Origin of the sequence: Sorangium sp. KYC3313, assembly GCF_052075895.1 — a bacterium.
In the GTDB taxonomy this organism is placed as follows: domain Bacteria; phylum Myxococcota_A; class Polyangia; order Polyangiales; family Polyangiaceae; genus Sorangium; species Sorangium cellulosum_B.
Genome location: NZ_CP197255.1, coordinates 2,141,125 through 2,154,862, shown reverse-complemented (window position 1 = coordinate 2,154,862; position 13,738 = coordinate 2,141,125). Strand labels below are relative to the sequence as shown.

Here is a 13,738-nt window from a genome sequence, read left to right as displayed (position 1 = left end):
GCATGCACCGCGCTTCACGATGGCTGCTCTCGGCGGTGATGGCCCTGACCACGCTCACGGCCTCGCCAGCATCGACCTTCGCCCGCGACACCAAGATCGAATGGAAGAGCGTCGACGTGCCCGCGGGCGAGGGCCAGGCCCAGCGGGCTCGAGCGCTGCGGGGCATGCTCTCCAGCGCCGCGAAGAAGGCGGACTTCGGCAAGGCGAAATCGGTCGTGCTGAGCGCGCGTGTCGTCGAGTTCACCTCGGCCACGCGGGGCGACGTCCACCGCGTGAGCTGCACCGTCGTCGGCCGCGTCGTCGGCGGCCCCACCGCCCGCTCGCACATCTCGTTCGGCGGCAGGCCGAGCGAGCGACAGGCGCTGGAGAAGCAGGTGCTCGCCATGGTCGCGAACGGCGTCGTCGGCCGGCTCGCCGCGATCGTCCGCGCCCGCGCGCACGACTGACGCGCGCACGACGGAGCCGACCTGCTCCGCCGCGGGATCGCGCCGCGCCCCGCTCGACCCTCCACGGAATCTGGACTACGACGGCCCGCACCTCATGGAACTGGACCGGATGGTGAGCGAGCTCTTCCAGGAGGAGGAGCTCGCTCGCGCCACGGCGAAGAAGCTGATCGAGCTGGCGCAGCGCTCCGCGGGCGAGGCGAGCGCCGAGCGCGCGAGCCTGCTCGCGTTCCTGCGCGGGCCGATGGAGCGGCACATGCGCTACGAAGAGACCGCCATCTTCCCGCATTTCCAGGCGCGCGGGCTCGCCGAGGAGGTCCAGGTGGCGCTGAAGCAGCACGCCGCCGTGCGTGAAGCGACCGACGCCCTGGCGGGCGTTGCGCAGGGCGGCGACGTCGCGCGGGCCATCGTCGATGTCGCCCGGTTGCTCCTGCACCATACAAATTTCGAGGGCGACTACATTTATCCAGAGCTCACCCACGACGAATGGCGCGAGCTGATAAAGGAAACCGTTCCGCAGGGCATCTGAGGTGGTACGCATGAACTCGACACGGATGTTGTCCTCGACGTAGGCTTTTGCCGCCGTGTCTATTGCAGCTGGTCAGGTGCTGAGCGAGCGCTACCGCCTCATCCGACCCGTGGGGCAGGGCGCGCAGGCCGCGGTGTGGGTCGCCGAGCACCTGGCGCTCGGCACCCATGTCGCGGTCAAGCTCATCGATCTGGAGCTCGCGAAGCAGGAGGACGCGCGTGAGCGGTTCCGCCGCGAGGCGACGGCCGCCGCGCAGCTGCGCAGCGCGCACGTCGTGCAGATCATCGATCACGGCATCGACGGGGAGCAGCCGTTCATCGTGATGGAGCTGCTCGAGGGCGAGGACCTCTTCGATCGGCTCGCGCGCCGGCGCCGCCTCTCGCTCCAGGAGACGTCGAAGATCGTGACGCAGGTCGCGCGCGCGCTCACCCGCGCGCACGGGGCCGGCATCGTGCACCGCGACCTCAAGCCGGAGAATTTTTTCCTCTGCGCGAACGAGGACGACGAGATCGTCAAGATCCTCGACTTCGGCATCGCCAAGGTGAAGGGGCAGGGGAAGCGGGTCGCCCAGCGCACCAGCGTCGGCACGCTCATGGGCACGCCGCACTACATGAGCCCGGAGCAGGTGAAGGGGCTCCGGGAGGTCGACTACCGCGCGGATCTCTGGGCGCTCGGCGTGATCGCTTACCAGTGCGTGACGGGCGAGCTCCCGTTCGACAGCGAGGGGGTGGGCGACCTGCTGATCAAGATCTCGCTCGGCGAGATCCCGGTCCCGTCGAGGGTGAACCCGGAGCTGCCGCCGAGCTTCGACGGGTGGTTCGCGCGCGCCTGCGACCGCGACCCGTCGCGGCGCTTCAGCAGCGCGCGCGATCTCGCGGAGTCGCTCGCCCGCGTCGCCGACCTGTCGACCGAGGCCCCGAGCAGCATCCGATCGCCGCAGCCGCCGCCGCCGCTGCCGCCCCGGGCCTCGCCCACGCGCCCGCCGGCGGCCCCGCCGCGGCCGGCGACAGGCTCGGTGATCCCGAAGGCGCCGCCGCTCCCCCGGGTGGCCGACCCCACGGGCGCCGCCTCGCCGCGATCGCCCGAGCGAGGATCGGGCGAGCCGCCGGCGGACATGGCGGCCGCTCCGTCGTCGGCCAGGCCGAGCGCGAGGATCCCCGCGGCGCCGAGCGAGCGGCCGCAGGCGCCGCCGCGGCTCACCGAGCGGCCTCCGCTCAGCGAGCGCCCGCCGCTGTCGTCTCGGTTCGGCGAGCGGCCTCTCGCACCGCCGCGGGCCACCGAGCGACCTCCGGCGCCGCCTCGACCCACGGCGCGGCCTCAGACGCCGTCGCTGGCGCAGATCGGCGAGCAATCACCGAGCTCGCCCGAGCTCGGCGAACGGCCGCCGCTGAGCCAGCGGCCGCCGCTCTCGGCTCGGCCCGGCGATCGACCTCCGGCGCCGCCGCAGCACGGCGACAGCGCAGCGCAGAAGCCGCCGGTCGCTGCCGAAACACCGGTCGCTGCCGAAACACCGGTCGCTGCCGGGACACCGGTCGCTGCCGGGACGCCGGTCGCTGCCGGGACACCGGTCGCTGCCGAGACGCCGGTCGCTGCCGAAACACCGGTCGCTGCCGAGACGCCGGTCGCTGCCGGGACGCCGGTCGCTGCCGGGACGCCGGTCTCCGCGCAGCCGAGCAGCGTATCGTCCGCGACGACAGACGGCGCCGGCGCCCCGCCGGGCGCGCCTGCACCGGCGCTGGTGCCCAGCGACACGTTCCGGAAGGCCGCCGACAGCGCGTCCTCGCTCGTCGACGTCGACATCGACGAGTTCGAAGAGGACGCGATCGACACCGACGTGGACGAGCGCTGGACAGCGCCGGCCGCATCCGCAGCGCTCGCTCCGCGCGCAGACGCAACGCCGGCCGAGCCCGCGGCCCAGGCGCCGGCCGAGCCCGCGATGGCCGCGCCGCAGAGCGGCGTACCCGTCGCGCCAGGCGCCACGGCCGAGCCGCCGCTCTCCTCGCAAACGCCACACGTGCTCTCGCCACAACAGGCCGATCCGCGCGCGATCGTCCCGGAGCGCGAGGCGCCGCCGAGCCAGGACCCGTCGTCGGAGAGGCTCCGCGACAACGTCAGGCGAGCGGTCGCCGGGGCGGGCGCGGCTGCCGCGCCCCCCGCCTCGCTGCGCGAGCCGCCCCCGCTCGATCCGCCGCTCGCCCCTCGGCCTCGCGCGTTGCCCTCCGGTCAGTCGCCGGACCAATGGATGAAGGGGTCCAGCGTGAGCGGGGTGGCGCACGAGGCGCGCGAGAGCGTGCTTCCGGAGTTCGACCCCGGCTCACGTCGGCGCCGACGCGCCCGCCTGGCGGCCCTCGCGCTGGTGGCCCTCGCCGGCGTCGTCGCGTGGCAGATGGTCGTCCGCTCGCAGCGCCTGCCGCAGAGCACGCCGGCGGCCGAGAGCGAGGCCCCGCCGCCGCCCGCCGTCACGGCAGAGCCCGCGCCGCCGCAGGAGCCCACGCCCCAGCCGACCGTCACGGCGCCGGCCGTGGAAACGGCCACGGCCACGGCCACGTCCGCGCAGCCGTCGGCCAGGGCCGCCGCGACGACGCCGCCGCGGAAGCGGCGCCCGCCGCCGCCGCCGCCACCGAAGAAGCCGCGGAAAGAGCCGGCCAAGGTGGACGACCTGACGATCGAGATCCCGACCCCCCCGGAGCCGGCCGAGGCGGAACCGACCTCACCAGCAGAGTCGCCGCCTCCGGCCGGATCGCCCCAGGGCGATCCGGCCCCGCATGCAGAGTGAAGCGTGGAAACGACTGCATACCAGCAATACTCTGAAGAATCCGGCGACTGGTTGAGGAAGGGGAGGGCCCGGCTGCTGGCCCATCTGGTGCGCGAGTTCGGCCCGGAACGGCGGCCGCTCGAGCTGCTGGAGGTCGGCGCCGGGGTCGGCCAGAACCTGAGCGTTCTCGCGGAGTTCGGGGCCGTCGACGCCAACGAGGTGAGCCCTCTCGGACAGGAGGCCATCGCGAAGGCCGGCGCGGCGAGGACGCTCTACGGCACATCCATCCCGTTCCAGCTCGACCGACGCTATGACGTGATCTGCGCCCTCGATGTCATCGAGCACATCGAGGACGACCGCGCCGCTCTCCGGTGGATCCATGATCACCTGAGCCCTGGCGGGATCTTCGTCGCCACGGTGCCCGCGTATCCGTGGCTGTTCAGCGACCACGACCGCGCATTGCAGCATTTCCGCCGGTACACGGCTGGCAGCTTCCGCGCCGCGCTGCCGGCCGAGCTCCACGTGGAAGCTTGCGCCTACTTCAACCAGCTCCTCTTCCCTGCCGCGGTCGGCTCGCGCGCCGTCTGGAGCGCCGCGCGCAAGCTGCGCCCTCGCAAGACCAGCATGAAGCAGCCCTCGCCGAAGTCGGGCCTCGCTTCCTCCGCGCTCGAAGCCGTCCTCGGTGCCGAGGTCGACCTCATCGCGCGCGGCTACCGGCCGAGCTTCGGCCTGTCGGTCTTCTGCGTGGCGAAGCGCTGGGCCGCATGAAGGACGGATCCGCGTCGCTCGCCGATCTCCCCAGCACCCCGCCCACCGGCGCCCCGCCCGCTCCCCCGAGGATCTCGGCGGATCCGCCCGAGCCCGCGCCCGGCCCGCCGCAGCGGATCGGAGGCCCGCTCGCCAGGGTGCGCGCGGCGCTGCGCCCGGTCATGGTCGTCGCCGCTGCCCTGTTCATCGGGCTCGCCGCGCGGGACCTCGCTCGCAGGTGGGAGAGCGGCGCGCCGATCGACATCCGTCCCGCGTTCGTGGCGCTCTCGGTGCTGCCCCTCGCGCTCGGCCTCGTCGTGCTGGGGCTCGCCTGGGCCTTCATCCTGGAAGAGCTGACCGGCCGGCCCATCCCTCGCTGGCCGGCGATCGCGCTGCACGTCGAGTCGCAGGCGGCACGGTACATCCCCGGCAAGGTCGGCGTGCCGCTGTTCCGCATGCTGGGCGCGCCGCGCATCGGGGCGACCAGCGCGGAGGTGGGGTCGTCCTTCGCGATCGAGTTCACCAGCTTCATCGCGGTCGGCGCCATGGTGGGGTTCGGCCTGCTCGCGGCGGGCGGCGAGCAGTTTGCGGGCGCGAACGCGCTCATCGGTCGATGGAGGCTGCCCGTGCTCCTCGCCCTGGGCGCGGTCCTCGTCGCGCTCATGACCGTGGATCGTGCCCGCGCGCCCGAGCGCGTCCGCAAGCTCCTCGCGCCCGAGGGGCGCGGGCCGCTCATGCCGGTGCGATTGCCGCTCGTGCACGCGGTGTACTCGCTGACCTGGGCCGCGCACGGCGCGTGCGCCGCGCTCGCCGTCGGCGCGACGCCGGGCGCGGCGCTCGGCGGCTCTGGCCTGTTCGTGCTGGCGCCCGTCGCCGGTTTCCTCGCGATGGCCACGCCGGGCGGCATCGGCGTGCGCGAGGCGCTGATCTCCGTGGGCCTCGCCCCCGCCGTCGGACCCGCCGCGGCCCTGGGCGCCGCGCTCATCTCGCGCGCCACCTCGCTCGCCGTGGACGTGGGCGGCTTGCTCATCGCGCGGCTGCTTTGCCGACGCGCCGCGCCTCGCTAGGATGCGCCCCCTCTCATGCTGGCCCGCCTGCGTGCTGCCCTGAACTCCGACTCCCCCCCGGCCCGCTTCTGTGCCGCCCTGACCTCCGGCTCGCCCCGGGAAAGGCTGCTGCGCAACGTGTTCGCGGCCGTCGCATGCCTCACGGGCCTCGTCGGCTACGCGCTCGTGGTCCACACGCACATTCCGGTCCAGCACTGGCTCCTGTGGCGGCTCGCGCCGCTCTGGGGCTATTCGCTGCTGTTCCTGCTCTCCAGCCTCGGCATCGGCCTCGTGCTGTTGCGTCGGGTGCTCCGCCTCGCGCACTTGCCGCCGGTCGAAGAGGGCCTGTTCGGCATGACGCTCGGCAGCATCGCCTTCGTCTTCGGCATGTACCTCGCGGGCGTGGTCGGCTGGATCCGCCCCTGGTACGGGCTCGTGATGCCGGCGGCCCTCTTCGCGGGCGGCCTCCTCGAGCTGCCACGCTGGCTATCGCGGCTGAAGCACGATCTCGACGCCTCGACGACGCCGAAAGGGGCGATGCGCTGGCTGTGGCTCACGGCCACGGGCGTCGGCGCCATGTGCCTCGTGCTCCTCTACCTGTTGTCGCTGACCCCGGATTCCATCAGCTTCGACGCGACCTGGTACCACCTGCCGATCGGGCAGGACTATGCGCGCGCCGGCCGCATCGTGCCGTTCTACGGCGACGTGAACCGCTCGTTCCCCCACTTCGGGAGCATGCTCTACGCGTGGGGTTTCAGCGTCCCCGGGATGCTCGTGGAGCAACGGTGGATGATGGCGCTCCACCTGGAGTTCGTGTTCGTCCTGGGGAAGGTGGTCGGCGTCGCGGCGCTGGCGCGGTACCTGCTCCAGGGCGAACGCGTCCCTGGCCTCTGGGCGGCTTTCTTCCTGTTCCCGTCGCTGTTCGTCCAGGACCAGAACCCCGGCGGTTCGGCGGACCATTTCCTGGGCTTCTTCGCGGCGCCGGTCCTGCTCGCGTCCATGCGCTTCGCGGAGCGCTTCGACAGGCGGTATGCCGTCCTGCTCGGCGCGTCGCTCGGGGGCGCGATGCTGGTGAAGTACCAGGCGGTCTATCACCTGGCCATGGCGGCGGCGGTCGTCGTGCCGCGCGCCGCGTACCTGCTCGCGCGCGCGGCCTCCCGCGCCCTGAAGAAGCGCAGGCGGCCGCTGCTCTCGGCGCGCCGCGTCCTCGTGGCGGGGCTCATCGCGTCGGGCGTGGCGCTCGGCACGGCCGCGCCGCACTTCATCAAGAACACCATCTACCATAACAACCCCGTTTATCCGCTGGCCCAGCGCGTGTTCACGCGGTCGTACCCGCAGCACGCGCGCTCCGCGGAGTTCATGGAGAAGGCGTACCCCAACGCGCCTTACCTGCCCAAGGGGAAGGGGCTCGAGCGGCAGCTCATCGCGGCCGGCAACTTCTTCACGTTCTCGTTCTCCCCGCACTACTCGTTCACTCGCTACGTCCCCTCGATGGGCTCGCTCTTCACGCTGCTCTTGCCGATGCTGCTGGTCATCCGCGGTCGTCGCAGGCCGGCGCTCGCGGCCTGGGCGACGTTCGCCGGCGTCTGGATGTGGAGCAACACGTACACCGCGGACCGGTACCTGCAGGGCATGCTCGCGGTGCCGATCGCCGCCGCCGCGGCGCTGCTCGTCCGCACATGGCAGCTCGGGACCGTCGCGCGGCTCGGCCTCGTGCCGCTCGTGGTGTTCCAGATCGTGTGGAGCGGCGATGTGCCCTTCTACTCCGGCCCCCGCCGGCTGGAGAGCGCGCTCTCGCTGATCCGCTCCACGTACGAGAAGCGATGGACCGACGCGCAGCGGTTCAAGTTTCGCGCGGATCACCGCGCGATCAACCAGGCTACCCCGCCCGACGCGCGCATCCTCGCGCGCAACTACCGCACGACGCTCGGTATCGAGCGCGAGATCATCTTCGATATCCAGGCCTGGCAATCGCTCATCTTCTACGAGCCCGTGCGAGGGCCGGCCGAGCTCTACGCGCATTACCGGAGCGTCGGCGTCACCCACATCCTGTACCCGCCGAACCAGCGCCCGCCGGACACGCTCCAGGCCGCCGTGCTGTTCAACGAGCTCGTGCACCGCTACGCGACCGAGAAACGCCGCTTCGGCAGCCTCCAGCTCGTGACCATGCCGAAGGAGCCGCCGCCGGCCGACGAGCTGCCGTATCAGGTGCTCACGCTCGGCGCGCGGGGCTACACGGACGGGCTCTACCCGGTCGAGGCGCTCCACATCCTCCCCAAGCTCCAGCCGCCCCGGGGCCAGGAGCCCAAGCCCGCGCGGGCGTGGCCCAAGGACACGAACGCGCAGGCCGCGCTCCTCGACGCCGCGGAGGCGGTGGTGGTCGGCAAGAACGCCGCGCGGGGCAGCCGGAACGTGAAGCTGGACGGCGTGTTCTTCACGGCGGAGCGCTTCAAGAGCTACACGGTCTACCTGCGGCAGAAGCGCGACACCTCCCGGGCGGAGCCGCCGCCCGAGCCCTCGGCCGCGAGCGCGCCGCCCAAGTCGGAGCCGGAGTCGGAGCCGGAGCCGGAGCCGGAGCCGACCGACGCTGTGGCTCCCCCGGAGGACGGCGATCTGGAGGACCCGGACGGCTGAGCTCCCGGCCCGGGGCTACGAGCGCTGTTCGACCAGCAGCCCGGTCCAGGGGACCGGGCTCTTCACCTCGCGCTCGCTCGCGCCGGCTGCATCTGCTGGTTGTGCCACGGCTTCGCGCCCGTGGACCGGATCCCCTCCAGCCTGAGGGTCGGCTCCCGCTCCGCGAGCTCGGTCTCGATCCGGCGCACGCGCATCAGCACTTCCTCGACGAGGCGGCGGTTCGTCGCGATGAGCTCCGCGAGCAACGCCACGGCCACCAGGATGCACGCCATCACGACGGCGCCCGTGCCGACGATGAGCGACTGGATATAACCGCTGTAGTCCGGATTCCGCAGGTAGAAGTAGAGGAACCGGACGCCGAGCGCGAAGCCGAACACGAGCAGCACCGTCGCGACCCAGCCCACGAGCTGCACAGGGCGGTACATCGCATAAGCCCGGAACATGACGGGACCGGCGCGGCGCAGGTAGTCGGGGATCGAACGAAAGAGCCGCGACTCGCGCGTCTTCGGGTTGGTCGTGATCTTCACGTTCGCGACGGCGAGGCCGCGGCGGCCTGCCTGGATCACGGTCTCCAGCGTGTAGGTAAAGCGGTTGTGCACGAAGAGCTGCAGCGCCGCCTTCCGGCTCACCGCGCGGAAGCCGCTCGGTGAGTCGGCCACCTCCGTGGCGGACAGGCGCCGGATGAGCCGCGAGCCCCACCGCTGCAGGACCTTCTTGAGCGGCGAGAAGTGCTCGATCCTATCTGTCTGCCGATCGCCGATCACCAGGTCGGCCCGGCCGTCGAGGATGGGCGCGACGAGCTTCGGGATCTCCGCGCCGCGATACTGGTTGTCCGCGTCGGTGTTCACGATGATGTCGGCGCCGAGCCGCAGGCACGCGTCGATGCCGGCCATGAACCCGGCGGCGAGGCCTCGATTCTTGGCGAAGCGGACGATGTGGTGGATCCCGAGCTGCTCGGCGAGCGAGCTCGTCCCGTCCGTGCTGCCGTCGTCAATGATGAGGACCTCGATCTCGTCCACGCCGTCGATCGACCGCGGCAGGTCCGCGAATGTCTGGGCGAGCGTGTCGCGCTCGTTCAAGCAAGGGATTTGGATGATGAGCTTCACGGGCGATTTCGCGGCGCAGCGTAGCACGACGCGCGTCGAGAAATTCACCCCGGCGCGCAGCGGGCTCCCCCGCGACGCGAGGCTCCAGCGCCGGCCGGAGCGCCGCCCCGCTCGCGCTGAGCGCCGGGCGGCCAGCAGAGACCTGTCCACGCCGCTCCGCCGGTGCCCCGGGGCACCGTACATCGCGGAACATCACGGAACATCGCGGGGACGATGGCCCGCAGCCCTGCGCCGGGCCGGCGGGACCATCGCTCCGCTCTAGTTGAGCAGCTTCTTCGAGAGGTGCTTGACCGCCTCCTGCGCCGCGTTTCGCAGCGCGACCTCGACCGCCTTCGAGGACGTGTCGCCTCGCACGAGGATGGCGCAATTGTCCCCTTCAGCCTCGAAGGATGCGAGCGGTAGCTCTGTCGCCGCGGCTGCGGCGCGGATCGGCACCTGCACAGCAAGCGAACCGACCTCGAGCTCCACGAACCCCACCAGCTCCGTCTTGGATAGGTTCTGCATGGCTTCGAACGTGGGTCGCCCGCTGGGGCTTAGCAAGGTCAGGTTTTTCCTGCTTGTCACTGGGATTGAGCTCCACGTGAAGAGGAAGAGCGCGGGAACGTCGAGCGCATCGCCCGGCGGTCGGCGGTCGATGATCGGCATCGGCGTCGGCGTGGGGCGCGGGCGCGCGCGACGCGGCGGCCGCCGGTCCGAACGTCGCGCCCATCCCGCGCGGCACGCGCGTCATGCCGACCGCGCGCTTCCGCACGGATGACCGCTCTCGCGTCAGTTCTTCAGGGAGGTCAGCTGGTCGGCCATGATGCTCCGGTGATTGCGGTAGACCTGAAGCACGATGGCCAGCGCGATCGCCGCCTCGCTCGCCGCGAGGACGATGATGAAGACCGTGAACACCTGGCCAGCCACGCCGCCGGCGACGAAGTGGTCGAACGCGATGAAGTTGAGCGCGGCGGCGTTGAGGATGAGCTCGACGCCGAGGAGGATGCCCACCGCGTTCTTCCGCGTCATGACGGTGAACAGCCCGAGCCCGAAGAGCACCGCGGCGACGCTGAGGTAATGGATGAGACCGACCTCCATCGCCTACTCCCTCTCCCAGGAGCGCCTGACGGCTCGACGCGCGAGCACGACCGCGCCGATCATCGCGGCGAGCAGCACGACCGAGCCGAGCTCGAACGGGAGCAGGTACTCTCCGAGGAACGCGTGCCCGAGCTTGGCGGTGGACGGCATCGCCGGCCTGGCCTCGGCGGGCCAAGGGGTCTGGGTCGCCACCCTGCCGAGCAGGAGCAGCACCGCCGTGACCAGACCGAACGCCACGGCCGGCCCGCCGCGCGGGTTCGAGATCTTCATCTCCGCGATGCGGCTCGTGAGCATCACGGCGAAGAGGATGAGCACGAGCGTGCCGCCGACATAGACGAGCACCTGCGTCGCCGCGATGAAGTCGGCCGAGAGCGTGACGTACAGCCCGGCGATGCCGAGGAACGTGCCGAGCAAGGCCAGCGCGGAGTGGATGATGTTCCTGGAGAACGCCACGAGCCCGGCCGAGCCGAGCGTCAGCGCGGCAAGCCCGAGGAAGACGAGTGCGCTCAGGGAGGGCATGGGGGGAGGGCCGCGACGTTAGACCGCGGCCGACCGCCCATCAAGGGTGACCCCTGCGCGTCGCTCGCGGCGCGCTCCTGCGCCGTTCTGCGCCCCTCTTGCTCGCCCGCGCGCCCTCGCTCCTACCCCGCTCCTACCCCCTCCGGCCCCCCGCCCGCGGGCTTCTCGCCCTCGTCGCCTTGCTGCTTGTCGCGCTCCTTGCGCCAGATGGCGCGCAGCTCCTCCAGCGCGGCCGGGTTGTCGCGCATGGCGCGCTCGCGGGCCTCCCGGGCGTGCGGCCCGTACTCGCCGACGGGCACCTCGCCGAGGTCCTTCGGCGCCTTGTAGAGCGGCACGAGGCCCTCCGGGATGAAGCGGAACGTGAGGTGGTCGAGCGTCGGCGCCGCCCCCTCGAACTCGCGGGTGTGGCGGATCGCGCCGGTCGACTCCGTCTTGCACGCCTCGACGCACAGGCCGCAGTACATGCACTTGCCCATGTCGATGTCGAAGCGGCTCATCGCCTGCTTCTTCGTCGCCGGGTCCTTCTCCAGATCGATGGCGATGCACTCGATGGGGCACGCGCGCTCGCAGCGCTTGCAGCCGGTGCAGATGTCCATCTGCACCTCCAGGAAGCCGCGGTACCGCGGGGGGAGCATCTCGCTGACGGGGCGGTCCGTCTTGTCGGGGTACTGGACGGTGATGGGCTCCCGGAACAGATGGGAGAACGTGACCGCCATCCCCTCCAGGATGGTATTGGCCGCGCTGGAGATGCTCTTGATGTACTGGGCGAGATCCATGGTCGGTGCCTCTCAGGGACCTGACGCGCTCGGGCAAATCCCCCGAAGGAGCGGGGCGCTACACCGGGGACGATAGCAGACGCGGACCTGCCCTGGAGCGTCCGGCCCGCTCCCCGCGAGCCCCGCGGGCTCCCCGCCAGCCCGCGCCGTACAGGCCCCGCGGGCTCCCGCCAGCCCGCCCACAAGGCCGCGTCCGTTCGGCATCGCCCCGCGCAGGAACCAGCGGAGAGCGGGGAGTCCGCGGCGAACCTGTCCTCTCCTGTTGACGCGCACCCGGGGTGGCGATCATGGTCGTCTGATGTCGCAGCTCCCCTTGTCGGGAACGTTCACCGCCCTCGTCACGCCATTCACGCCCGATGGCGAAGCCGTCGACTTCGACGCGCTCGACGCGCTCGTCGAGGCGCAGATCGCGGGCGGCGTCAGCGGGCTCGTGCCGTGCGGGACCACGGGCGAGTCGCCGACCCTCAGCGAAGCCGAGACGACCGCGGTCATCCGGCGCGTCGTCGAGGCGGCGCGCGGCCGCGTGCCGGTGATCGCAGGGACGGGCTCGTTCTCCACGAAGAAGACGATCGAGGCCTCGCGCGCCGCGCTCGCCGCCGGCGCGGCGGGCGTGATGATCGTGATGCCGTACTACAGCAAGCCCTCGCAGGACGGGCTCCGCGAGCACACGCTGGCCGTGGCCAGGGCCGTCCCGGCGCCGATCGTGCTCTACAACATCCCGGGGCGGACGGTGGTGGACCTCTCCGCCGAGACGACCGAGCGCATCTGCGCCGCCGCGCCGAACGTCGTCGCCATCAAGGACGCCTCGGGCAACGTGTTCCGCTGCCAGGAGCTCGTGCGGCGACTCGGCGACCGGCTCGCGATCCTGAGCGGCGACGACGCGCTGACGCTCGCGATGATGGCGCTCGGCGCGCAGGGCGTCATCAGCGTCACGTCGAACGTGCTGCCGCGCGAGACCAGCGCGGTGACCCGGCGGTTTTTGGCCGGCGACCTCGCGGGCGCGCGCGCGGCCCACCTCGCGCTCCTCGAGCTGCACGGGCTCCTCTTCGTCGAGCCGAACCCCGCCCCCGCGAAGGCCGCGCTCGCCGCCCTGGGCCGCATGAGCGCCGCCGTCCGGCTGCCCCTCGTGCCGGCCGGAGAGGCGACCCGGCAGCAGATCGCCGAGGCGATGAGGCGGCTCGAGGCGAGGCGCGAGGCGTCGTGAAATCGAACGGAGATCATCGAGGCGTGCCGATGAGCGCGCTCGTGGGGGCCCCCCAGGGCGACGACGCCCGGCTGCTGAAGGTCGCGATCCACGGCGCGAGCGGCAAGATGGGGCAGGCCATCGTCCGGCTCGCGGCGAACGAGCGGGCCCAGGTCGTGGGCGCGATCGTGTCGCGCGGCTCCTCCCGCATCGGCCGTGACGTAGGCGAGCTCGCGGGGACAGGCAACCTCGGCGTCGCGATGAGCGACGACACCAGCGCCGGGCTGCTCGGCGCGGACGTGGTCATCGACTTCTCGCGGCCCGAGGCGCTCCCCCGCCTCCTGCACCTCGCCATGCGGGCCAAGGTCGCCGTCGTCAGCGGCACGACGCGCCTCGACGGCACGTGCGAGCGGCTGCTCGACGAGACGGCGCAGCACGTCCCGGTCCTCTGGTCGCCGAACACGAGCATCGGCATCCACGTGCTCGCGGAGATCGCGGCGAGCGCGGCGCGGCGGCTCGGGCCCGGCTACGACGTCGAGATCGTGGAGGTGCACCACCGCGCCAAGGTGGACGCGCCGAGCGGCACGGCCGTGCGGCTCGCCGACGCCGTACGCGCGGCCCGCGAGCCGGCCGCGACGCTCGCCGACGTGCACGGCCGCGAAGGCAACGTCGGCCCGCGCAAGGCGAACGAGCTCGGAATCTTCGCCGTGCGCGGCGGCGACGTCATCGGCGACCACACGGTCCACCTGCTCGGCCCCGGCGAGCGCCTCGAGCTCACGCACCGCGCGACCAGCCGTGACCTCTTCGCGCGCGGGGCGCTGCGCGCGGCGTGGCACCTGCACGGGAAGCCGCCCGGCCGATACACGATGGCCGACGTGATCGGCGGCTGACCGCGGCGCTCCGGGGCCAGACGCGGGCGATCC

13 protein-coding genes are annotated in these 13,738 nt (G+C 72.2%); 8 read left to right on the top strand and 5 right to left on the bottom strand.

Annotated features, from left to right (window positions below; translation table 11 throughout):
- Positions 1-2: 2 nt before the first annotated feature.
- From ACSRUE_RS08420 to ACSRUE_RS08395, 6 genes are all read left to right on the top strand, one after another.
- Positions 3-446: a hypothetical protein gene (locus ACSRUE_RS08420; protein WP_437763610.1), complete on the top strand. Its 444-nt coding sequence runs from the start codon at positions 3-5 to the stop codon at positions 444-446.
- Positions 447-540: 94 nt separating this feature from the next.
- On the top strand, positions 541-972 hold the full coding sequence (locus tag ACSRUE_RS08415; protein ID WP_441290563.1) for a hemerythrin domain-containing protein: 432 nt from the start codon (positions 541-543) through the stop codon (positions 970-972).
- Positions 973-1,027: 55 nt separating this feature from the next.
- On the top strand, positions 1,028-3,748 hold the full coding sequence (locus tag ACSRUE_RS08410) for a protein kinase domain-containing protein (protein WP_441290562.1): 2,721 nt from the start codon (positions 1,028-1,030) through the stop codon (positions 3,746-3,748).
- Between the two features lie 51 nt (positions 3,749-3,799).
- Positions 3,800-4,495: a class I SAM-dependent methyltransferase gene (locus ACSRUE_RS08405; protein WP_437763607.1), complete on the top strand. Its 696-nt coding sequence runs from the start codon at positions 3,800-3,802 to the stop codon at positions 4,493-4,495.
- Positions 4,492-5,541 (top strand): lysylphosphatidylglycerol synthase domain-containing protein, encoded by a 1,050-nt coding sequence (locus ACSRUE_RS08400; RefSeq protein ID WP_441290561.1) that lies wholly within the window; start codon positions 4,492-4,494, stop codon positions 5,539-5,541. The genes ACSRUE_RS08405 and ACSRUE_RS08400 overlap by 4 nt, the downstream gene beginning before the upstream one ends.
- A gap of 15 nt (positions 5,542-5,556) precedes the next feature.
- Entirely contained in the window at positions 5,557-8,154 is a 2,598-nt protein-coding gene (locus tag ACSRUE_RS08395; protein WP_441290560.1) for a hypothetical protein, read from the top strand.
- Between the two features lie 62 nt (positions 8,155-8,216).
- Here ACSRUE_RS08395 and ACSRUE_RS08390 read toward each other — a convergent pair whose 3' ends face one another.
- The 5 genes from ACSRUE_RS08390 to ACSRUE_RS08370 all read right to left on the bottom strand — a co-directional run bounded on the left by ACSRUE_RS08390 (position 8,217) and on the right by ACSRUE_RS08370 (position 11,632).
- Positions 8,217-9,260: a glycosyltransferase family 2 protein gene (locus ACSRUE_RS08390; protein ID WP_441290559.1), complete on the bottom strand. Its 1,044-nt coding sequence runs from the start codon at positions 9,258-9,260 to the stop codon at positions 8,217-8,219.
- A gap of 258 nt (positions 9,261-9,518) precedes the next feature.
- Positions 9,519-9,905 carry a hypothetical protein gene (locus ACSRUE_RS08385; protein WP_441290558.1) on the bottom strand — a complete coding sequence of 129 codons (387 nt, stop codon included), beginning with the start codon at positions 9,903-9,905 and terminating at the stop codon, positions 9,519-9,521.
- A gap of 123 nt (positions 9,906-10,028) precedes the next feature.
- Positions 10,029-10,337, bottom strand: coding sequence for an NADH-quinone oxidoreductase subunit NuoK (nuoK, locus tag ACSRUE_RS08380; protein ID WP_272102053.1), 309 nt, complete (start codon positions 10,335-10,337; stop codon positions 10,029-10,031).
- Between the two features lie 3 nt (positions 10,338-10,340).
- Positions 10,341-10,856 carry an NADH-quinone oxidoreductase subunit J family protein gene (locus tag ACSRUE_RS08375; protein WP_437763603.1) on the bottom strand — a complete coding sequence of 172 codons (516 nt, stop codon included), beginning with the start codon at positions 10,854-10,856 and terminating at the stop codon, positions 10,341-10,343.
- 122 nt (positions 10,857-10,978) lie between these two features.
- The gene (locus ACSRUE_RS08370) at positions 10,979-11,632 is read right to left on the bottom strand and encodes a NuoI/complex I 23 kDa subunit family protein (RefSeq protein ID WP_441290557.1); all 654 of its coding nucleotides are present in this window, start codon (positions 11,630-11,632) and stop codon (positions 10,979-10,981) included.
- Positions 11,633-11,930: 298 nt separating this feature from the next.
- On the opposite strand from ACSRUE_RS08370, the gene dapA reads away from it, so the two are divergent.
- Together dapA and dapB are read left to right on the top strand one after the other, a co-directional pair.
- Positions 11,931-12,836 (top strand): 4-hydroxy-tetrahydrodipicolinate synthase, encoded by a 906-nt coding sequence (dapA, locus tag ACSRUE_RS08365; RefSeq protein WP_437854286.1) that lies wholly within the window; start codon positions 11,931-11,933, stop codon positions 12,834-12,836.
- A gap of 71 nt (positions 12,837-12,907) precedes the next feature.
- Positions 12,908-13,705: a 4-hydroxy-tetrahydrodipicolinate reductase gene (dapB, locus tag ACSRUE_RS08360; RefSeq protein ID WP_441293068.1), complete on the top strand. Its 798-nt coding sequence runs from the start codon at positions 12,908-12,910 to the stop codon at positions 13,703-13,705.
- The last annotated feature ends 33 nt before the right edge of the window (positions 13,706-13,738 follow it).

Excerpts from the sequence above, each read along its gene's own strand:
- ACSRUE_RS08375 (WP_437763603.1), bottom strand. The coding sequence starts at position 10,856 with ATGCCCTCCCTGAGCGCACTCGTCTTCCTCGGGCTTGCCGCGCTGACG.
- nuoK (WP_272102053.1), bottom strand. The coding sequence starts at position 10,337 with ATGGAGGTCGGTCTCATCCATTACCTCAGCGTCGCCGCGGTGCTCTTC.
- ACSRUE_RS08370 (WP_441290557.1), bottom strand. The coding sequence starts at position 11,632 with ATGGATCTCGCCCAGTACATCAAGAGCATCTCCAGCGCGGCCAATACC.
- dapA (WP_437854286.1), top strand. The coding sequence starts at position 11,931 with ATGTCGCAGCTCCCCTTGTCGGGAACGTTCACCGCCCTCGTCACGCCA.
- ACSRUE_RS08415 (WP_441290563.1), top strand. The coding sequence starts at position 541 with ATGGAACTGGACCGGATGGTGAGCGAGCTCTTCCAGGAGGAGGAGCTC.
- ACSRUE_RS08420 (WP_437763610.1), top strand. The coding sequence starts at position 3 with ATGCACCGCGCTTCACGATGGCTGCTCTCGGCGGTGATGGCCCTGACC.
- ACSRUE_RS08395 (WP_441290560.1), top strand. The coding sequence starts at position 5,557 with ATGCTGGCCCGCCTGCGTGCTGCCCTGAACTCCGACTCCCCCCCGGCC.
- ACSRUE_RS08400 (WP_441290561.1), top strand. The coding sequence starts at position 4,492 with ATGAAGGACGGATCCGCGTCGCTCGCCGATCTCCCCAGCACCCCGCCC.
- ACSRUE_RS08385 (WP_441290558.1), bottom strand. The coding sequence starts at position 9,905 with ATGCCGATCATCGACCGCCGACCGCCGGGCGATGCGCTCGACGTTCCC.